The organism is Arthrobacter sp. B055-34, from assembly GCF_059090425.1.
This window is the reverse complement of the sequence record NZ_JBNHFQ010000003.1, coordinates 71909-90496: the sequence shown is the minus strand read 5'-3', so window position 1 is coordinate 90496 and position 18588 is coordinate 71909. Positions and strand designations below refer to the sequence as shown.

Sequence of the window (18588 nt, the reverse complement as noted above, 5' to 3'; positions counted from 1 at the left end):
TGGGATGTGGATTTTTCAGGGCAGGTCGAGTACCGGGGGTTCGAAGATCCACGGCTCGGTGGTCAGTTGTCCGGGTGAGAACGCGTCGAGCGACTGCTCCAGCGGCCCGGCCGGGAGACCTACCGAGCGCAGGACCATGTCCCGCACCGTGTCCGGACCAATCCCGGCCAGCGCGAGGGTGCGCAGTGAAATGGCGCCGTCGCGTTTGGCGATCCGGCGGCGATGGGTATTCAACACCAGCGGCACATGCGCGTACTCGACCGGCGCCACGCCGAGCAAGGATGCCAGATAGGCCTGCCGGGGCGTGGAACTGAGCAGGTCATCGCCGCGGACCACCTGGTCGATACCCTGCTCCGCGTCATCAACAACGACGGCGAGATTGTAAGCCGGCACGCCGTCGTTGCGCAGCAGCACCAGATCGTCGACGACGCCGGTGTACTTGCCGTGCAGCCGGTCGGTCACAGTGTATTCAGTGACCCCGGCGCACAGCCGGAGTGCAGCGGGCCGCTCCTGCCGCCGTCGTTCGCGTTCTGAATTGCTGAGGTTCCGGCAGGTTCCGGGGTAGGCGCCGGGCGGGGCATGGGGAGCGCTGGGGGCTTCGGCGATCTCGCGGCGGGTGCAGAAGCATTCGTAGACCAGGCCCGCGTCGGCCAGGGCGGTGATGGCCGTGCGGTAGAGGGGGAAGCGGTCCCTCTGGCTGAGCACGTTGCCGTCCCACGTCAGCCCGACGGCGGCCAGATCCTCGAGTACCTTGGCCTCCGCTCCGGCACGGGCGCGGTCCAGATCCTCGATCCGCAGCAGGAAATCGCGGCCGGTGCTGCGGGCGAAAAGCCAGGCGAGGATGGCGGTGCGCAGGTTTCCCACATGCAGTTCACCCGAGGGGCTGGGGGCGAAGCGGCCGGCTCCGGCGTCGATAGGAGGCACTGGTCCAGTCTATAAAGCGGAGCAGGCGGTTTCTGCCCTTACTCCAGCCGCGGCAGCCCGACGCTCCAGCCCCAGATGCTCGCGCAGCGTGCTGCCGGTATAGGAGGTGCGGAACAGCCCCCTGCGCTGCAGCACCGGGACGACGCGGTCCACGAACTCCTCCAGGGAATCCGGCAGCAGCGGCGGCATCAGGTTGAATCCGTCCGCGCCGCCGGAGGCGAACCAAAGCTCGATCTGGTCCGCCACCTGTTCGGGTGTGCCGGTCATGGTGCAGTGTCCGCCACCGGCAGCCAGCCTTCCGAGCAGCTGGCGCACCGTGGGCTTTTCGGCGTCGATGATCCGCAGGATGGTGGTGTAGCGGCCCTGCGGGCCGGTGAATTCCGACGCCGGCGGGAGGCTTGGCACGGGCGCGTCCAGCTCCCAGCCGCTGCAGTCCTGCTGGATGAAGGTGCCCAGCTGGGCCAGGGAGTGTTCCGTTGGCAGCAGCGCATCGGTTTCGGCCTGCTTGGCCTTTGCCTCCGCCGTCGTTGTCCCGAGGTAGGTCACCAGGCCCGGCATGACGGCAACCTTGTCCGTGTTCCGTCCGGCTGCGGCGATACGGCGCTTCACATCCGCGTAGTAGGCCTGCGCGCTGACCAGATCGTAGGCGACGGCGTAGATGCCTTCGGCATAACGGGCGGCGAGGTCGCGTCCCTGCTCCGAGGCACCGGCCTGGAACAGCACCGGCCGACCCTGCGGGGAGCGCGGGACGGTGAGCGGGCCGTCCACCAGAAAGTGCCGTCCGGAATGGTGGAGCGGCTGGACTTCGGCCGGATCCGCGTAGCAGCCGTGGCGGTCGAGGACGAGCGCGTCGTCGGACCAGGAATCCCACAACCGCATGGCGACGTCGATGAATTCGGCGGCGCGTTCATAGCGTTCCTGATGCCCGGGCATGGCCGCCATACCGTGGTTGCGTGCTTCGGCGTCGAACATCGACGTGACGACATTCCAGCCGATGCGCCCGGCGCTGATGTGGTCCAGCGAGGCCAGCATGCGGGCGGCATGGAACGGCGTGTAGAAGGTGGCCGAAACCGTGCTGACCAGGCCGATCCTGCTGGTGGCTCGGGCCATGGCCGACAGGGCGGTTAGCGGTTCCAGGTGCCAGAGCGGCCCTGCGCCGACGTTGCCCGCCGAGTGTCCGTCCGCGAAGAAGACGGCGTCGAACAGGCCGCGCTCGGCGGTTTGGGCCAGCCGCTCGTAGAAGGCGATGTCGCCGAGCTGCTCGATGGGCGACTGCGGCCGGCGCCAGGCGGCGTTGTGGTGGCCGCAGCCGAACAGGAACGCGTTGAAGTGCAGTTGACGCGCCGCCACTAGTTCATCACCAGTCCGCCGTCGACCATCAGGTTCTGCCCGGTCACCGAGCGGGCCCAGGGCGACGCGAAGAACAGTACCGCGTCGGCCAGTTCTTCCGGCGTCGTTACTCTGCGCAGCGGAGTGGAGGCGGCGATCAGGTCGAAGACCTCATCCGGTGTGGCAGCGCTGGCGTCGGTGGTGCGGAGCAATCCGCCGGAGACCATGTTGACGGTGACGTTGTGCTGGCCCAGATCCGCCGCCAGCGTCCGGGTCAGCGAGAGCAGGGCCGCCTTGGCGGCGGTGTAGTCGTGATAGGGAACTACCGGATTTTGGAAGAGGTTGGTGCCGATGTTGATGATCCGGCCAAATCGGTGGCCGCGCATACCGGGAAGTGCCTGCTGCGCGGTGTTCAGCGCGCCACGCACGGTGCCGGAGAACTGGGCCTCGAACTCGGACCAGGAAATATCGGAGGCGCTGGAGCGGGCAGCCCCGTTGAACGAAAAATCCGCCAGCGCGTTGTTGACCACCGTGGTCACAGCGCCACCGAAATGGGCTTCGGCGCGGCTGAACAGCTCCGCCACCTGCCCGGCATCGGTGACGTCCGACTGCAGAGCCACGGCCTGCTCCGGCCCGAACTTGGCGGCCAGCTCCTCCGCGGCCGAACCGCTGTTGCGGTAATTGATGACCACCCGGGCGCCGGCTTCCGCGAAGGCTGCGACGATCCGCGCGCCGAGGCCACGGCCGCCGCCGGTTACCAGTACGGTCTGTGCTGCGAGCTGCATTGAGGTTCTCCACCTTGAATAAGGCGAAAAGATGGGTGCAACGAACCGCACGGCAGCCGCTGCATGACATCCCTTCGCTAGTACGAACTAGATCAGGTTCAACGGGTTTGCTCTCAGCCCCTCAAGGGGGGCACCCCGTGTCACTGCCTGCGAGTCTACCTGCCGGAGCCGGCTACTGCAGCAACGCCGCCTCCAGACGTCCATGAAGCTCCGCGCCGTTACGCCCGGTAGTCCATCACCACCTGAGAAGGCGGTCCCTGAGCCAGCATCTCCTTGGTGACCCCATGGAGCTCCAGAATCTTGTCCTTGAACCAGACGTCGAAGGGGTCTTCGGAGGCAGCCAGCTTACTGAACCCCGCGGAGACGCTCTCGCCCTCGTGGAACAAAGCGGCAAAGTCTCCTTCGGGACTCTGGACCAGGCCGATCACTTCACGGCTGGCCCCGAGGCGCTGCCGGGACTGGGCGAAATCGTCCTTCCGCGGACCGTTGATCTCCTCCACGAAAGCCCTCCACGCCTCAAGCTTCCCGGGCAGGATAGGCACAAACCAGGTAATACATTCCATGACAGATCCTTCTTTTGCTGCTGCGGGGAGCTCATGGTGCGAGCCGGGTGTAGGGCTCATCGTAGGCGCGGCCCGGGAGCGCCGACAGCCTCAATCTGAGGGATGCGACGGTGCTAGGCAGCCGGGCATCGTTCCCGGTCGCCGCGGTCCCCGTTTGGAAGGCTAATCTGGAGCGGTGATCATCGTCCTTGGGGCATTGATGGTTTTCCTGGGCCTGCTCTGGTGGGTCCTCTCCCTCCTGCTGCCGGATGGGATCGCGCTGGTTGGAACCGTAGTCTTCGGTGGAGCGGTGGTTGCGGTGCTCGTGTTTGTGTACCTGAAGTCAGAGCGTTTCGGCCGGCCGGAGGAACGGGAGTACAGCCGCCGGTTCCGGACCGTGCTGCGGGAAGCCGGGCGTGCCGGTCGGTATGAGGAGATCTGGGCCGTCACCCGCAGTGATACAGCCGATCAGGATATGGCACTGTTTATTGCCGCCGAAGAGCAAGGGAACCTCGGCGAATTGATCGCCGAATGGGACCAGGCGCTGCGGCACGGCCGGGAGGACGATTTTTTCCGGGAGCGTCGGCAAGGCTAAACGCGCCATCTCAACGGGCTGACCTGTGTGGCTGTCGTCCCCGGTGGCTCAATCCTCCAGATAAGCCGGGGTGAAGAGCAGATTCAGTCCTTCGGCAATGGTCGGATGGGTGATGACGGCGTCCCGTACCGCGGTGAAGTCCAGCCCCGCCAGCATGGCCATCTGGACCACGGCGATGGCTTCGCTGGCCTCGGTGCCCAGTAGCGCCACGCCCAGGATCCTGCCGGTCTTCCGGTCCAGCACGGCCTTCCACACGCCTTCGGTCTGGCCGAGTGTACGGGCGCGCGGAATGGCGGCAACTGGCATCTTGGCGATGCGGACATCGTGGCCGGCGTCGCGGGCCTGCTGCTCAGTCAGGCCGACCCGGCCCAGTTCGGGCGTGATGAAGACCGTGTAGGGAATGAGCCTTCCCTCGGTGGTGCGGGCCTCGCCGTCGCCATGCCGGGCGGCCAGATTGGCCTTGAGGATGCGGTAGTCGTCGTAGGAAGCGTGCGTGAACTGCGGGGTCCCGGCAGCATCGCCGGCAGCCCAGACGCCGTCGGCCGCCCGCAACTGTTCGTCGACCTCGATGAAGCCGCGGTCGTCCAGGATCACGCCGGTGGCTTCCAGATTGGCGCCGTCGGTCATGGGTTTCCTACCGAGCGCCACCAGGACGTCCTCCGCGCTGAGCGTTTCGCCGTCGTCAAGGGTAATGGTGACCGTGCCGTCCGCAGCGCGCTGTATTTTCTCGGCTGCGGCACCGAGGCGGACGGTGATGCCGGCGTCGATAAAGGCTTTCTTGACCGCGGCGGACACGTCTGCATCCTCGCGGCCCAGCAACTGGTTCCCGCGCTGGACGATCGTCACTTTGACGCCGATGGTGTTGAGCAGGTCCGCGAATTCACAGCCGATGTAACCGCCGCCGAGGATGACAATGCTCTCCGGCAACGACTCAAGCTCGAGCAGTGTATTGCTAGTCTCCACCCGGGCCTCCGCCAGCCCGGCAATCGGAGGCAGCGCCGGCTCGGTGCCGAGATTGATCACGACGTCGGCGCCGCGCAAAACGCGGGTGCCGCCGTCGTTAAGGTCCACGTGCACGGTTCTGGGCCCGGTAAATTGCGCTTCACCCAGGATGAAGTCCATCCCGGAATCGGTGAAACTGCCGAGCTGTCCCTTGACCATGGTGCCGACGACGTCGTCCTTGCGGTGCCGCAGCAGAGCCAGATCCATCCGCGGATCTTCGACGCCGGAAATACCGAACTCGGCAGCACGCCGGACGGTCTCCAGCACCCGGCCGCTGTTGATCAGGGTCTTCGTAGGAATGCAGGCCACATTAATGCAGGTGCCGCCGATCATGCCGCGCTCAACCATGGCTACTTTTTGCCCGGCCTTGGCCCGGTCCATGGCCAGGGATTTGCCCGCCTTGCCGCCGCCGATGACCAGCAGGTCGACTTCTTCAATGTCCAAGATGGTCCTCCTGAAGTGTGCCGCCGGGCGGTGCCGCCCTCGGGTCGATCCTACGCGGGTCGCCTTCCAGGAGGGGTATGGACAGGTTGCTTAGCATCTACCTACGCTGGGAATCCGTCGTCCGGCAACCACGCGGGACGGAGCAACGGCCAGGAGCCCCACGATGACCAGCGAAGCGAACGAAAACAGCGATCAGCCCGAGGACTCGGAGCTGCATCCACACGAACCCCAGCCGGCTGCCGAATCCGGTAGCGGCCAGGAGGAGCCGCTGGAAGCGGCGGCCGGCCCGGATTCGGAAAATGTTGACGGTTCAGCCGAGGCCGACAATGCCAAGGAAGGCGGTTACGGGTACTGACGCTTTGCGCGAGGAGCAGGCGGACGCCTTCATAACGCGGTGCCCGGGCTACCGCGTCAATGTGATCCAGGCTACACTTTTGGATCCATGAGCCAGCACCACCTCGATGCCGCACGGCGGACTGCCGATGAGCACGGCACAACCGTAGGACCGGTTCCCGTGCTGCGCGGGTCCAGGCCGGCGAAGCTTCTGAAGTTCAACACCGACGGCATCCCCGCGACCAATCGGGTCCAGCTTTGGGAGCACCATAACTCCAGGGCGCTGATTCCGCTGGACATCCGCACCATGGACGATGCCCCGCTGCAGGCCAGTGAGGTGAACCTGCATTTCCCCTCGCTGAAGTTTGCCCAGGTCAAGGGCAGTGCGCAGGTGGTGGAACGAAACGAACGGTTCATCCGGCAGAACCCCATGGACGCCATTGCCGTCTTCTTCGCATTGGAAGGCGAAGCATTTTTCTACTATGGCGACGGACAGGAATCGCTCAAACCCGGCCAAGCGGTCATCTACGATGCCGACCGGCCGTTTCTGCGGGGCTTTTGCAAGGGTCTGCGTGAACTGGTGCTCACCATCCCGCGCGATGACTATCTGGAACTGTCCGGCGGGAAACCGCTGCTAAAGCCCCGGGTCTTCAACTTCAATCAGGGCGAGGCGGCGAACAGGCACATGCTCGCCTTGGCCAAGTTGGTCAGCGGTACGACCGCCGGGCAGGCCCAGCACGGCCAGCCCGCAAATCTGGAGCGCGCGGAGGACTCTGCCCTGGAACTGCTCAGCCTCATGATCAGAGGGGAGCGCAGCGGCACCGGTGCCGGTTACCTTGCCACCGCCCGCAGTTACATCGAGGACCGGCTGGGCGATCCGCAACTCAGCGCCGCCGAAGTTGCCGCGGCGGTCGGCATCAGCGAACGCCATCTGACGCGGATCTTTGCCGAGGCCGGGGAACCGCCCAGCCTTTACGTCCTGGGCCTGCGGCTGGAGCTGGCTCGGACCATCCTCTCCGATCCAACCCAAAGAACGACGCCGGTGGGCCGGATCTCCGCGCAGGCCGGCTTCGCGTCGCAAAGCTATTTCACCCGTGCATTCAAGGCCCGTTTCGGCCTCACTCCGCTCCAGCTGCGCAAAGACGCCCTCCTCGGCGTCGCACTTTAGGTTCCGCACCGCCGTCGTAGCCGTCCGCGGCCGAAGACAGAGGTGCGTCGTGCCGGATTAGCACCCACCGGACCTGTTTTGTCACTGTTCGGCCGGATCCTCGTGAACAGCCCCCGCCAACCGGGGTGATCCAGAACACTCTTGTGTAACGGCGATATCGCCGAAGACCACAGGAGGGACAGTAATGACTACGGAAACACAGGCAACGGCGGCTGCTTCCGGCGCCAATGCGACGGACCGCTTCCGGGAGAACAAGAAGTTCGCGGCCGGTACCAGCCAGGAGCGGGTGGATCTGCTGGCCTCGCGGGTCATCGGAGCCATCAACCAAACAATCCTGGAAGAAAAGGTCACCTACGACGAGTACAACGCTTTGAAGGCGTGGCTGATCCAGGTCGGCGAGGACGGGGAATGGCCTTTATTCCTGGACGTATGGGTGGAGCACGCGGTGGAGCAGGTGGTCAACGAGAAGCGTGGGGGCACAAAGGGCTCCATCGAGGGACCGTACTACATTCCGGACGCCCCAAAGCTTGAGTCCCCAGCGACCCTGCCGATGCGCGACGGCGAGCAGGGCACGCCGCTGCTCTTCGAAGGCCGCGTCACTGATCTGGCCGGAAAGCCGCTGCCCGGGGCCACGTTGGAGATCTGGCACGCGGACGATCTGGGTTTTTACTCCCAGTTCGCCCCGGGTCTGCCGGAATGGAACCTGCGCGCGACCGTCATCGCGAATCAGAACGGCGACTACCGGATCCATACGATGCAGCCGGCCCCGTACCAGATTCCCACGGACGGTTCCTGCGGCAAGTTGATCGCGGCGGCCGGCTGGCATGCCTGGAGGCCGGCGCACCTGCACCTGAAGATCTCCGCGCCCGGGCACCAGCTGATCACCTCGCAGCTCTACTTCAAAGGGGATGAACATGTGGGCGACGACATCGCCTCCGCCGTCAAGCCCGAACTCATCCTCGATCCCACGCCCAGGGCGGATGGGAACGGCCGCGAAGTCACCTACAACTTCGTACTGGACCCGGCGTAACCGCAAGCTGTGCGGCCGGCGGGCGACCCCACCCCGCCGGCCGTGCCCCAACAGCAGGAGGACAAGATGTCTGAAACAACCCCCGTTGCCGCCGCCGCAACGGCCATCGATCCGCGCGAGCTGCGGAACACGTTCGGCCAGTTCGCGACCGGCGTGACCGTGGTGACCTGCCGCTCCGCGGACGGCACCCCGCACGGTGCGACGGTGAACGCGTTTACCGCGGTGTCGCTGGATCCGCCGCTGGCCCAGGTCACCCTGACCCGCAGCTCCAAGGCGGCCCAGTACCTGGAGGGCGCGCCGTTCGCGATCAACATCCTCTCCCAGGACCAGCTGGACGTCGCCTGGCATTTCGCCGGCAAGCCGCTACCGGAAGAACCGGCCTGGACCGTGGACGGGGACGTCCCGGTCCTGCTGGAGAACAAGGCAACCCTGGAATGCCGGCCCTGGCAGGTGTACGACGGCGGCGACCACGTGATCGTGATCGGCGAAGTCCACAAACTCGAGACCACCGGCCGGGAGCCGTTGCTCTTCTTTGGCGGCAAGTTCCGCGAGATCGGCCCGCTGTCCGGCTCCAGCCACTGGCACCACTGCGGAGACTCGCTGGAGGCCGGCTGGTTCTCCGGCGCCGACTCCTTCAAACCCCTCATCCAGGCCTGACGGCCACTGAACTGATAAGGACAAGACGATGACTGAAACTATCGACACCACGACCACGGCCGGCGCCGACGCACCCGACATGAGCGCCCGGACCACGCAGGCGGATCAGCTCAAACCCCAGACCGGTGATGAATACATCGAGTCGCTCCGGGACGACCGCGAGGTCTGGATCTACGGCGAACGGGTCAAGGACGTCACCACCCACCCGGCGTTCCGCAACTCCGTGCGCATGGCCGCCCGCCTCTACGACGGCTTCCACAAACCGGAAACAGCAGATAAGCTCCTGGTCCCCACCGACACCGGCTCCGGCGGCCTGACGCACCCCTTCTTCAAGGCCGCGCGTTCCATCGACGACCTGAAGGCCTCGCGAACCGCGATCGAAACCTGGGCGCGGATGTCCTACGGCTGGATGGGCCGATCCCCGGATTACAAGGGCGCTTTCCTGGGCACCCTTGGCGGGATGCCAGACTTCTACGAGCCGTTCCAGGACAACGCCAAGCGCTGGTATGCCGAGTCTCAGGAGAAGGTCCTGTATTGGAACCACGCCATCATCAACCCGCCGGTGGACCGGCACCTGCCCCCGGACCAAGTCGGCGACGTGTTCATGAAGGTCGAAAAGGAGACCGACGCCGGGCTCGTTGTCTCCGGAGCGAAGGTCGTTGCCACCGGCTCGGCCATCACCCAGTACAACTTCATCGCGCACTACGGGCTGCCGATCAAGAAGAAGGAGTTCGCGCTGATCTGCACCGTTCCCATGGACGCACCCGGGGTAAAGCTGATCTCCCGTGCCTCCTACTCGCACCAGGCGGCCGTGATGGGCACCCCGTTCGATTACCCGCTCTCCTCCCGACTGGATGAGAACGATTCGGTGTTCGTCTTCGACAAGGTCCTCATCCCGTGGGCGAACGTGTTCGCGTACGGGGACATTGAGAAGATCAACAACTTCTTCCCGCAGACCGGGTTCCTGAACCGGTTCACATTCCAGGGCGTGATCCGCCTGGCCGTAAAGCTGGATTTCATCGCCGGCCTGCTGCTCAAGGCGCTGGAAATCGCCGGAACGAAGGACTTCCGCGGTGTCCAGGCCCGCGCCGGCGAGGTCATCGGCTGGCGAAACATGTTCTACGCCCTCGCCGACGCGATGGCGCTGAACCCGGATGCCGGCCCCGACGGGACCGTGCTGCCCAAGCTCGACTACGGTCTGGCGTACCGGATGTTCATGTCCACCGGCTACCCGCGGATCAAGGAAATCATCGAACAGGACGTCGCTTCCGGCCTGATCTACTTGAATTCCTCCGCCCTGGACTTCAAGACCCCGGAGATCCGCCCTTACCTGGACAAGTACGTCCGAGGTTCGGATGGCATCCAGGCCGTGGACCGGGTGAAGCTGATGAAGCTGCTCTGGGACGCGATCGGCACCGAGTTCGGTGGCCGCCACGAACTCTACGAACGCAACTACTCCGGCAACCACGAAAACGTGAAGGCTGAAATCCTCTTCGCCGCCCAGGCCCAGGGCCACACCGACATGATGACCGGCTTCGCCGACCAATGCATGTCCGAGTACGACCTGGACGGCTGGACAGTACCCGACCTGATCAACAACGACGACGTCAGCATCTTCCTCAAAAAGAACTAGCCGCAGTCCTGCCCCACCCCGCCGGTGCGAACAACGACGGCGGCCGGCCACCATCCGTGACCGGCCGCCGTCGGACGTGGTTTGCCGGACCTACAGTCGCCACTCATCCCGGTACGCGGGATGCCCGGCGTAAGGCACGGCCATGATCAGCAGCATCGGCCGGCGGTCGCCGGTGTCAAGGCGCTGCAGCTGATCGATCATCCGGCGCTTGGCCTCGCACTCGGCCAGGGCCCGGTCCAGCACCGGGACGGATGCAGTGTTCCACCAGGAGTGCAGGTTGGACTCGTCCTCGGCGATCCTCGCCAGCAGGAATTCAACGATGTCCTCCATACCCACACCGTACGCCGCCGTGGCCCGCGACGGCTGGTGCAGCCGAAAATCCGTCCTGTCCGCGGTCAGCTGCGCGGGATGTTGCGCAGGTTGCTCCGTGCCATGCTGACCGCTTCGCCCGCGCCCTTGTTCAGCACAATCTTGGACATCGCCGTGGCGAAGCCGAAGACCTGGGTCCCGGTGATCTTCGGCGGCAGGGATAGCGCTTTCGGATCGGTAATGAGTTCCACCAGCGACGGGCCCGGGTGGGCGAAGGCGTCCCGGTAGGCCTTCTCGATGCCGGCCGGATCGGCGACGCGGACGGCGTGGAAGCCCATGGCCTGGGCGATGGCCGCGTAGTTGGTGTCCGGAACGTCGACGCCGAAGTCCGGCAGCCCGTCCACGAGCATCTCCAGCTTCACCATGCCGAGGGTGGAATTGTTGAAGACGACGACGTTCAGCGGCAACCGGTAAGCCGCCGCGGTGACCAGTTCGCCCAGCAGCATGGACAAGCCGCCGTCGCCGGACACGGAGATGACCTGGCGTTCGGGGTAGGCCAGTTGCGCGCCGATGGCGTGGGGGAGGGCGTTGGCCATGGAGCCGTGCAGGTAGGAGCCGATCAGCCGCCGGGTGCCGCGCGGCGTGATGTAGCGGGCGGTCCAGACATTGCACATCCCCGTGTCCGCGGTGAAGATAGCGTCCTCGGCGGCGACCTGGTCCAGCAGGGAGGCGGCATACTCGGGGTGGATGGGTTTGATCTTGTCGGCGCGCCGGGTATAGGCGCCGACGGCCTTGTTCATCAGCTTGTCGTGCTTCTTGAGCATCTGGTCCAGGAAGCGGCGGCTCTTCTTGCGTTTGAGCAGCGGCAACAGGGCCGCCAGCGTCGGCAGCACGTCGCCGTGGATCGCGATGTCCACATCCGTCCTCCGGCCCAGATGCTCCGGTACCCGGTCCACCTGGGCGGTGCGGGTGTCCGGCAGGAACTGGTCGTACGGGAAGTCGGTGCCCAGCAGGATCAGCAGGTCCGCATCCTCGATGCCCTCGGCCGCGGCACCGTAGCCCAGCAGGCCGGTCATGCCGATGTCGTACGGATTGTCGTACTGGATGAAGTCCTTGCCGCGCAGCGAATGCCCGATCGGCGCGCCGATCAGCTCGGCCAGGGCCACCACTTCATCATGCGCGCCTTCCACGCCGGCACCGGCGAAAATGGCGACCTTGCCGGCGTCGTTAATCGCGTCCGCGAGCTGCTTGACGCTTTCCTCAGCCGGCACCACCGTGGCGGGCAGGAACGGGGTGCACAGCGGCGTCTGTGCCACCGCCTCCAGGCTGGCGATGTCGCCGGGCAAGGTCACGACGGCGACGCCCCGCCTGCCGAGGGCATGCCGGATGGCGCTCTGCGTGACCCGCGGGGCCTGCTCGGCCGTGCTGACCATTTCCGAGTAGACCGAGCATTCGTTGAAGAGCCGGTCGGGATGGGTTTCCTGGAAATAGCCGGTGCCGATCTGCTTGCTGGGAATATGCGAGGCGATCGCCAGCACCGGCGCGCCGGAGCGGTTGGCGTCGTACAGCCCGTTAATGAGGTGGAGGTTGCCCGGCCCGCAGGAGCCGGCGCACACCGCCAGTTGCCCGGTCAGCTGGGCTTCGGCCGCCGCGGCGAAAGCCGCCGCTTCCTCGTGGCGGACGTGGATCCAGTCGATGCCGCCCTTGGCCGCCCCGCCGGTCTGCCGGACGGCGTCCACAATCGGGTTGAGGCTGTCGCCGACAATCCCGTAGATCCGGCGGACTCCCGCGGCGCGGAGTTGGTCGATGAGCTGGGCTGCGACTTCCTGGGCCATGGCGGAACGCTCCTGAAGGTTGGAGGGTGTTACCTGTTCCGGCCAATATAGCCGAGTTGCCGCTGCCGGGGACGCCGGGTTGGACCTGCGTTGGCCTGCCGGACTCCAGGCGTTCACCATCGCGTAAACGGGTGCGTGTTTGATCGTGGTTGCAGGATTCAAACGAGGCAGACCGGGGGAGTGCGTGGAACAACCCGCTTGGCGTGAGCTGCCGGCCGCGCAAAGCAGCTTCACCCTGGTGCAGCTCACGGACACCCACCTGCGGCCGGATCCGGAGCTGCTGTTCGGCCGGATCGACACCTGGGCGCTGACCCTGGCGGCGCTCAAGGACGCCGAGCTGTTCCGGCCGGACGCCGTCGTGGTGACCGGTGACCTTGCGGATTGCTGCAGCGATATTTACGACGACGCCGCGCGCCTGCTGGACCACGCCGCCGCGCAACTGGGCTGCCCTGTGATCACGCTGCCGGGCAACCATGACGTGCCGGTGCGCCAGGCCGGGCTGTTCAACCGCGGCCGGGCTGCGAACGGGCCGGGGCCGGGCGAGACGGTGCATTTTCTGGGCGGGCTGCGGATCATCACGCTGGATTCGGACGATCCGGGCCGGCCCGCGGGCATCCTGTCGGCGGAGCAGCTGGACTGGCTGCGGGATGAGCTGGCCACGCCGGCAACGCAGGGAACGGTGGTGGCGCTGCACCACCCGCCGGTCGAATCGACGCTGCCGCTGCTGGCCGGCCGCGGGCTCGCTGCTCCCGAGCTGCTGCGCTCGGTCATCGCGGGGACCGATGTCCGCGGGATCCTCTGCGGCCACTACCACCACGCCCAATCCGGCCTGCTCGGCTCGGTTCCCGTGTGGATCGGCCCTGCCGTCGCCTACAACCCGCCGCCGCCCGGATCCGCGGACACCGGTGATTCGAGCTGGATCTCGGTGATCCGGCTGCGCCCCGATTCTTTCAGCGCAGCCCCCGTGTTGGTGGGCGCTGGAATGCCGGCCGGAATGGCCGGCAACCCGTCAGCGCAGGCGCTCGGCCTGCCGTCCGTTCAAGGAGAACCCATTGCGTCACCGCTCTAAGTACCTCGCCCTGGCCCTTGCGCCGCTGGCCCTGCTGACCGCGTGCGGCGGCTCCGCCGAAGACCAGTCCGGCCAGTCCGGCCAGACCGGCAACGCCGCGGCCGGCGGGCCGTCCGGCACGCTGACCGTCTATACCTCGGAGCCGCAAGCCAAGATTGACGGAATCATCGCCGCCTACAACGAGGTGAACCCTAACGTTGAGGTAGAGGTTTTCCGAGCCGGGACCGGCGAGCTGAAGACCCGCATCGCCACCGAGAAGCAGACCGGTGAAATTCGGGCGGACGTCATCCTGGCCGCGGACGTGCCGACGTTCGAGGGCTACGTGGCCGAAGGCGATCTGCAGGAACTGGACCTCGAGAATGCCGGTGAGCTGAACCAGGACGTGGTCGACGCCGAGGGCTTCTACGTGGGGACCCGCATCATTCCCACCGTCATCGCCTATAACACCGGACTCTTTGATGCCGCGCCGGAAAGCTGGGCGGAGCTGGCCGATCCCGAGTTCAAGGGCAAGATCGCCATGCCCAATCCGGATGTCTCCGGGGCCGCGGCCTTCAACACTGCGGTCTGGCTCGAAGAAGAGGCCCTGGGCGAGAAGTGGCTGACCAAGCTGATGGCCAACCAACCGACAGTGCTCGAATCCAACGGCCCGGTCGGCCAGGCCGTGGCCAGCGGAACGGCATCCATCGGCGTCGTCGTTGATTATGTGGCGCGCGAACTGGCCGAGAAGGGTTCGCCCGTCGCACTGAACTATCCCACCGACGGCGTTCCCTACGTCTCCCAGCCGGCCGGTATTTTCACCGACGCCGGAAATCCCACGGCGGCAAATGATTTCATCGACTTCCTGATCTCGCAGGAAGGCCAGAAGCTCGCCGTCGAGCAGTCCTACGTCCCGGTGCGCGGGGACGTGGGCGTGCCCGCGGGCGCGCCGGAACTGTCCGAGCTGAAGCTGATCAACCCGGACCTGAAAAAGATCGCCGCCGGCCAGGACGCCGCGGTGGAGAAGTTCAACTCACTGCTGGACTGAGCTAGTCCTGGGGGCCGTGGTGAACGTGCCCCCGGAACCAGTCCGTTCCTGAGACCAGCAGCCCGCCCGCGAACGCGATGACACCCACCATCGCCAGCAGCAGGGAGTTGCCGGCAATGCCGGCCAGCAGCAACAGCGCTCCGGCCAACGCCATCAATGCCCCGGTGCCGATTCGGTGCCCGAAGACGAGGACCCCCTTGCCGGAGAGGGATTTGGCCAGGCGTGGATCATCTTCTTCCAGCTGATGCCCAAGCTTGTCCAGCCGTTGTTGTTCCTCATCGGATAATGACATTTCGCGCCTCCTCGAGACCGTGCCGACGTACTACAAATTTACCGCTGTTGGGCGGAAAGAGGCAGGACTTCTGCCTCGAGGATCCGGATCGGACGCAATCGTTATCACGCCGGAGCCGGTGCGGGAATAACGACGGCGTGACGTTGCCGAACCGTGACAGGCCGGTCTGCTTCAAAGCCCATGCGGAGGACGATGCTTGCGCGTAATTGGTTCGGATGCAGGCCGCCGTTCACCTTCCCGACAACTGGCTCCGCTTAGATTGATAGCCAGTGATCCGGCAGCCGCGGGATCGGGAAGGTCCGCACCGTCTTTGAGCAACCATCTGTCCGAACAAACCCTGAACGCTCCGCCCGAGTCTTTGGCCGTGCCCGCTCCGCATTCCACGCACGACGGCGGCACTCAGCCCGCGCCGTCGGCTCACCAACCTGCGCCGTCGGCTCGTCCGGCTGCCCTCCCGACCTATCCGGCTGCAACGGCGTCCCGCCCGGCAGTGGGCCAGCGGCACCATCACGACGGTGCCGGCCGGCGCGGACCGAAGCGGCCAGACGGTCTGGGCGCGCTCCGGCTCGTGGTGTGGAGCGCACTGACCTTGCTGGTGCTGCTGCCGCTGGCCGCCGTCACCGTGATGGGGCTGCGTGCGGAGAACCTGGCCGTCCTGGGCGACGCGGACGTCCTCGAGGCGGCGGTGAATTCGGTGGCCTCCGCCGCCGGCTCCGCGGCGCTGGCCACGGCGTTCGGCGCCCTGCTCGCAATTGTGCTGGAGCGCAGCAATGTGCCCGGCCGGACCGCGCTGCGCTGGGTGTTCCTGCTGCCGTTCCTGATTCCGCCGTTCATCGGGGCGATGGCGTGGATGGCGCTGCTGGCTCCCGGCGGCCCCGTCAACCTGTTCCTCCAGGGCGCCACCGGCAGCGGCGGGCCGGTGGTCAGCGTTTTCGGCGGCTGGGGTGTGGTGCTGCTGCTGGCCGTCCATTCCTACCCGATGGCCTACCTGGTCATCGCCGCGGCGCTCAAACGGGTGCCCGGCAGCCTGGAGGAAGCCGCGCGGATCGGCGGCGCCTCCCAGAGGCGGACGCTGCTGCACGTGACGCTGCCGCTGCTGCGACCGGGCCTGCTGGCCGCTTTCGTACTGACGTTCGTGGCAAACCTATCCGACTTCGGCATCCCCGCGCTGATCGGCCTGCCCGAGCGCTACACCACCTTGACCACGCTGGTCTACCGCTACCTGGCCTCCGGCACCATCGGCAACCCGCTGCCTGCGGTGGCGGCCATCGGCGTCGTGCTGTTGCTGCTGGCACTGGTGACGGTGCTGCTCCAGCGCCGGCTGCCCTCCGGTTCCGAACTCGAAACCGGCTCCCCGGCGACGCTGCCGCTGGAGCTCGGCCGGTTCCGCGACGCGGCCGCCGCCGGGCTGTGGCTGGCGGCGCTGGCCATGTGCGTGCTGCCGCTGCTCGCGTTGGCGTCCCAGGCGCTGCTGCCCGCCCCGGGCGTTCCGCTGACCTGGGCGAACATCACGCTGGCGAACATCGCCAACGCGGTCACCTCGCGCGGTGCCGCCGCCGGGATCGCCAATTCAGTGCTGCTGGCCGGCGGGGCCGCGCTGGTCTGCGGCGTGCTCGGTTTGGCTATCGGCGCGCTGCTGGCGCGGACCAGGCACCGCAACAACACGGCGCTGGATCTGACCGCGATGCTGCCGCAGGCACTGCCAGGGCTGGTCATTGCCGTGGCCTGGCTGCTCATCGCCCCGGCGCTGGGGATTTTCAACACGCCGTGGGTCATTCTCGGCGCCTACGTGATGGCGTTCCTGGCCATCGTGGTCCAGTCCGTGCGCGCGCCGTTGCAGTCCGTGCCCGCCGCGCTGGAGGAGGCGGCTCGCATCTCGGGGGCCTCCCCGGTGCGGGCGCTGGCCGATGTGGCCGGCAGGCTGGCCGCCCCCGCTGCGCTGACCGGCGCCGTCGTCGTTCTCCTGACCGCCGTGCGCGAGCTGACCATCTCGATCCTGCTGGTGGCCCCGGGCACGCAGACCCTGGGCGTGGTGATCTTCAACCTGCAGCAGGCCGGCGACTACAACTCGGCCTCCGCGCTGGCGCTGCTCGTGACCCTGGTCGGCGTGGCCGGCCTGTCCCTGGCCGCCGGCCTCACCGGCGCGCGCCGGCTGCCCGACACAACCGCAACAAGCAAGAGGACCTAAATGCCAGCGATCGAGATTTCCGGCCTGCGCCACGTCTACGCCAACGGCCACGTGGCCCTGGCCGACATCAACCTCCACGCGAACGACGGCGAGTTCCTGGCGCTGCTGGGTCCGTCCGGTTCCGGGAAAACCACCTTGCTGCGCAGCATCGCCGGCTTCCTGCGGCCCGAGGCGGGATCGCTGCGGATCGGCGGGGAAACCGTGGCGGGCGGCGGCGCGTGGCTGCCGCCGGAGCGGCGGAAGCTGGGCATGGTGTTCCAGAACCATGCCATCTGGCCGCACTGGTCCGTGGCCCGCAACGTAGGGTATCCGTTGAAGCTGGCCGGCGTGCCGCGGGCCGAGGCCGCCCGACGGGTGCAGGCCGTGCTGGACCAGGTGGGGCTGGGGGAGCTGGGCGCGCGAAATCCCGCCGCCCTCTCCGGCGGGCAGCGCCAGCGGGTGGCCCTGGCCCGCGCCATCGTCGCGGCACCGCGGGCGCTGCTGCTGGACGAGGCGCTGTCCTCGCTCGATGAGCCGCTGCGCGCCCGGCTCCGGCTGGAGCTGAAATCGCTGACCCGCGAGCAGTCGCTGACCGCCATCCACGTCACGCATGACCGGGCCGAGGCTCTGGCGCTCGCGGACAAGGTGGCGGTGCTCAACGCCGGGCGGATCGAGCAGGTGGACACGCCGGCCCAGCTGCTGCGGCGGCCCAGCACGGCCTTCGTCGCCTCCTTCGTCTCGGACGCCACCGTCTTCGAGTCGACCCTGGGCAGCCGCTTCCTGGTGCTGCAGGCCGTGGGGGCGGCGATCCCGGCGGACAGGCTCCGGCTGGTCGGATTCTCCGCGGCCCACGCGCTGTCCGCGGTCAACCGGCGGGCCGAAGCTGCGGTCTGTCCGTCCGACGTGCGGCTGGAGAAGCTGTCCTCAGCAACTAACGACGGCGCCGTGGTCACCTCGGCGCTGTACGGGCAGCACGGCTTCGACGTGCTGGCCGACTGGAACGGCGTGCCCCTGCGCGCCCACGTGTCCGACTGGGTGCCGCGTGCCGGGGACATGGTCAGGCCCGTGATCAGGCGCGTGCACGTCTATCCGCCGGCCGAATCGGGCGCGGCCGGCAGGACAACCGGTGTCCTACGGCAGCGCGCAGCTGCCTGAGAAAAACCGGCCGCGTCGCATCCATCCTGCCGGCGGGCCGGCCGGGCTGGCCCTGCTTAGGGCTCGCGCGGTGGGATGACCGGTCCGGGTTCCGGAATCGGCAGCGGGCCGGGGCCCGGTGGCGGCGGTTCCGGCGGGTTGTCCGGCTCGGGGCCGGGCAATGGATTCGGGAACGGATCCGGCGTCATCGGATCCGGCTCGGGCTCGTTCGGCCTGCCGGGCTCTGACGGGTGCGGCGAGGTGGGATCCGGATCCGGTTCCGGCGGTGGCTGTGGAATGGTCATGACGATGCCCC

General features: G+C 67.0%; 19 protein-coding genes and 1 riboswitch. Of the genes, 10 read left to right on the top strand and 9 right to left on the bottom strand.

Going from position 1 to position 18588, the window contains the following annotated elements:
• Positions 1-15: 15 nt before the first annotated feature.
• The 4 genes from gluQRS to AC5RWO_RS06310 all read right to left on the bottom strand — a co-directional run bounded on the left by gluQRS (position 16) and on the right by AC5RWO_RS06310 (position 3601).
• Positions 16-924, bottom strand: a complete 909-nt coding sequence (gene gluQRS, locus AC5RWO_RS06325; RefSeq protein ID WP_498730241.1) for a tRNA glutamyl-Q(34) synthetase GluQRS — start codon at positions 922-924, stop codon at positions 16-18.
• 9 nt (positions 925-933) lie between these two features.
• The gene (locus tag AC5RWO_RS06320) at positions 934-2274 is read right to left on the bottom strand and encodes an LLM class flavin-dependent oxidoreductase (protein WP_498730239.1); all 1341 of its coding nucleotides are present in this window, start codon (positions 2272-2274) and stop codon (positions 934-936) included.
• Complete coding sequence (locus AC5RWO_RS06315) at positions 2274-3038, bottom strand: 3-oxoacyl-ACP reductase (protein WP_498730238.1); 765 nt, start codon at positions 3036-3038, stop codon at positions 2274-2276. Before AC5RWO_RS06315 ends, AC5RWO_RS06320 begins: the two co-directional genes overlap by 1 nt.
• 52 nt (positions 3039-3090) lie before the next feature.
• Positions 3091-3186: riboswitch (TPP riboswitch) on the bottom strand.
• Between the two features lie 70 nt (positions 3187-3256).
• On the bottom strand, positions 3257-3601 hold the full coding sequence (locus tag AC5RWO_RS06310; RefSeq protein WP_498730237.1) for a hypothetical protein: 345 nt from the start codon (positions 3599-3601) through the stop codon (positions 3257-3259).
• A 175-nt stretch (positions 3602-3776) separates the two neighbouring features.
• Here AC5RWO_RS06310 and AC5RWO_RS06305 point away from each other — a divergent pair, with 175 nt between their 5' ends.
• The gene (locus tag AC5RWO_RS06305) at positions 3777-4175 is read left to right on the top strand and encodes a hypothetical protein (RefSeq protein WP_498730236.1); all 399 of its coding nucleotides are present in this window, start codon (positions 3777-3779) and stop codon (positions 4173-4175) included.
• A gap of 48 nt (positions 4176-4223) precedes the next feature.
• Here the strand turns inward: AC5RWO_RS06305 and AC5RWO_RS06300 are convergent, their stop codons facing one another.
• Positions 4224-5621, bottom strand: coding sequence for a dihydrolipoyl dehydrogenase family protein (locus AC5RWO_RS06300; RefSeq protein WP_498730234.1), 1398 nt, complete (start codon positions 5619-5621; stop codon positions 4224-4226).
• Positions 5622-5784: 163 nt separating this feature from the next.
• On the opposite strand from AC5RWO_RS06300, the gene AC5RWO_RS06295 reads away from it, so the two are divergent.
• The 5 genes from AC5RWO_RS06295 (at position 5785) to AC5RWO_RS06275 (ending at position 10442) form a co-directional block, all read left to right on the top strand.
• Positions 5785-5976 (top strand): hypothetical protein, encoded by a 192-nt coding sequence (locus AC5RWO_RS06295; protein ID WP_498730233.1) that lies wholly within the window; start codon positions 5785-5787, stop codon positions 5974-5976.
• Positions 5977-6063: 87 nt separating this feature from the next.
• Positions 6064-7122, top strand: coding sequence for an AraC family transcriptional regulator (locus tag AC5RWO_RS06290; protein ID WP_498730232.1), 1059 nt, complete (start codon positions 6064-6066; stop codon positions 7120-7122).
• Positions 7123-7306: 184 nt separating this feature from the next.
• A complete protein-coding gene (catA, locus tag AC5RWO_RS06285) occupies positions 7307-8152 on the top strand; it encodes a catechol 1,2-dioxygenase (RefSeq protein ID WP_498730231.1) in 846 nt (281 codons plus the stop codon).
• Between the two features lie 66 nt (positions 8153-8218).
• A complete protein-coding gene (locus tag AC5RWO_RS06280) occupies positions 8219-8809 on the top strand; it encodes a flavin reductase family protein (RefSeq protein WP_498730229.1) in 591 nt (196 codons plus the stop codon).
• 28 nt (positions 8810-8837) lie between these two features.
• Positions 8838-10442 carry a 4-hydroxyphenylacetate 3-hydroxylase family protein gene (locus tag AC5RWO_RS06275; RefSeq protein ID WP_498730227.1) on the top strand — a complete coding sequence of 535 codons (1605 nt, stop codon included), beginning with the start codon at positions 8838-8840 and terminating at the stop codon, positions 10440-10442.
• 90 nt (positions 10443-10532) lie between these two features.
• On the opposite strand, the gene AC5RWO_RS06270 is transcribed toward AC5RWO_RS06275, so the two are convergent.
• Together AC5RWO_RS06270 and AC5RWO_RS06265 are read right to left on the bottom strand one after the other, a co-directional pair.
• Positions 10533-10772: a DUF6221 family protein gene (locus AC5RWO_RS06270; protein ID WP_498730226.1), complete on the bottom strand. Its 240-nt coding sequence runs from the start codon at positions 10770-10772 to the stop codon at positions 10533-10535.
• A gap of 65 nt (positions 10773-10837) precedes the next feature.
• Positions 10838-12586 (bottom strand): pyruvate dehydrogenase, encoded by a 1749-nt coding sequence (locus AC5RWO_RS06265; protein WP_498730224.1) that lies wholly within the window; start codon positions 12584-12586, stop codon positions 10838-10840.
• A gap of 184 nt (positions 12587-12770) precedes the next feature.
• Between AC5RWO_RS06265 and AC5RWO_RS06260 the strand changes: the two genes are divergently transcribed.
• Both AC5RWO_RS06260 and AC5RWO_RS06255 read left to right on the top strand, forming a co-directional pair.
• The gene (locus AC5RWO_RS06260) at positions 12771-13655 is read left to right on the top strand and encodes a metallophosphoesterase family protein (RefSeq protein ID WP_498730222.1); all 885 of its coding nucleotides are present in this window, start codon (positions 12771-12773) and stop codon (positions 13653-13655) included.
• Complete coding sequence (locus tag AC5RWO_RS06255) at positions 13639-14679, top strand: ABC transporter substrate-binding protein (RefSeq protein WP_498730220.1); 1041 nt, start codon at positions 13639-13641, stop codon at positions 14677-14679. Before AC5RWO_RS06260 ends, AC5RWO_RS06255 begins: the two co-directional genes overlap by 17 nt.
• A 1-nt stretch (position 14680) precedes the next feature.
• On the opposite strand, the gene AC5RWO_RS06250 is transcribed toward AC5RWO_RS06255, so the two are convergent.
• The gene (locus AC5RWO_RS06250) at positions 14681-14971 is read right to left on the bottom strand and encodes a DUF3040 domain-containing protein (protein WP_498730218.1); all 291 of its coding nucleotides are present in this window, start codon (positions 14969-14971) and stop codon (positions 14681-14683) included.
• Between the two features lie 310 nt (positions 14972-15281).
• Between AC5RWO_RS06250 and AC5RWO_RS06245 the strand changes: the two genes are divergently transcribed.
• Positions 15282-17159, top strand: coding sequence for an ABC transporter permease (locus AC5RWO_RS06245; protein ID WP_498730216.1), 1878 nt, complete (start codon positions 15282-15284; stop codon positions 17157-17159).
• Positions 17160-18293 (top strand): ABC transporter ATP-binding protein, encoded by a 1134-nt coding sequence (locus AC5RWO_RS06240; protein ID WP_498730215.1) that lies wholly within the window; start codon positions 17160-17162, stop codon positions 18291-18293.
• A 56-nt stretch (positions 18294-18349) separates the two neighbouring features.
• Here the strand turns inward: AC5RWO_RS06240 and AC5RWO_RS06235 are convergent, their stop codons facing one another.
• A complete protein-coding gene (locus AC5RWO_RS06235; protein ID WP_498730214.1) occupies positions 18350-18577 on the bottom strand; it encodes a hypothetical protein in 228 nt (75 codons plus the stop codon).
• Positions 18578-18588: the final 11 nt, after the last annotated feature.

Excerpts from the sequence above, each read along its gene's own strand:
- AC5RWO_RS06315 (WP_498730238.1), bottom strand. The coding sequence starts at position 3,038 with ATGCAGCTCGCAGCACAGACCGTACTGGTAACCGGCGGCGGCCGTGGC.
- AC5RWO_RS06310 (WP_498730237.1), bottom strand. The coding sequence starts at position 3,601 with ATGGAATGTATTACCTGGTTTGTGCCTATCCTGCCCGGGAAGCTTGAG.
- AC5RWO_RS06295 (WP_498730233.1), top strand. The coding sequence starts at position 5,785 with ATGACCAGCGAAGCGAACGAAAACAGCGATCAGCCCGAGGACTCGGAG.
- AC5RWO_RS06290 (WP_498730232.1), top strand. The coding sequence starts at position 6,064 with ATGAGCCAGCACCACCTCGATGCCGCACGGCGGACTGCCGATGAGCAC.
- catA (WP_498730231.1), top strand. The coding sequence starts at position 7,307 with ATGACTACGGAAACACAGGCAACGGCGGCTGCTTCCGGCGCCAATGCG.
- AC5RWO_RS06280 (WP_498730229.1), top strand. The coding sequence starts at position 8,219 with ATGTCTGAAACAACCCCCGTTGCCGCCGCCGCAACGGCCATCGATCCG.
- AC5RWO_RS06275 (WP_498730227.1), top strand. The coding sequence starts at position 8,838 with ATGACTGAAACTATCGACACCACGACCACGGCCGGCGCCGACGCACCC.
- AC5RWO_RS06270 (WP_498730226.1), bottom strand. The coding sequence starts at position 10,772 with ATGGAGGACATCGTTGAATTCCTGCTGGCGAGGATCGCCGAGGACGAG.
- AC5RWO_RS06265 (WP_498730224.1), bottom strand. The coding sequence starts at position 12,586 with ATGGCCCAGGAAGTCGCAGCCCAGCTCATCGACCAACTCCGCGCCGCG.
- AC5RWO_RS06250 (WP_498730218.1), bottom strand. The coding sequence starts at position 14,971 with ATGTCATTATCCGATGAGGAACAACAACGGCTGGACAAGCTTGGGCAT.
- AC5RWO_RS06240 (WP_498730215.1), top strand. The coding sequence starts at position 17,160 with ATGCCAGCGATCGAGATTTCCGGCCTGCGCCACGTCTACGCCAACGGC.
- AC5RWO_RS06235 (WP_498730214.1), bottom strand. The coding sequence starts at position 18,577 with ATGACCATTCCACAGCCACCGCCGGAACCGGATCCGGATCCCACCTCG.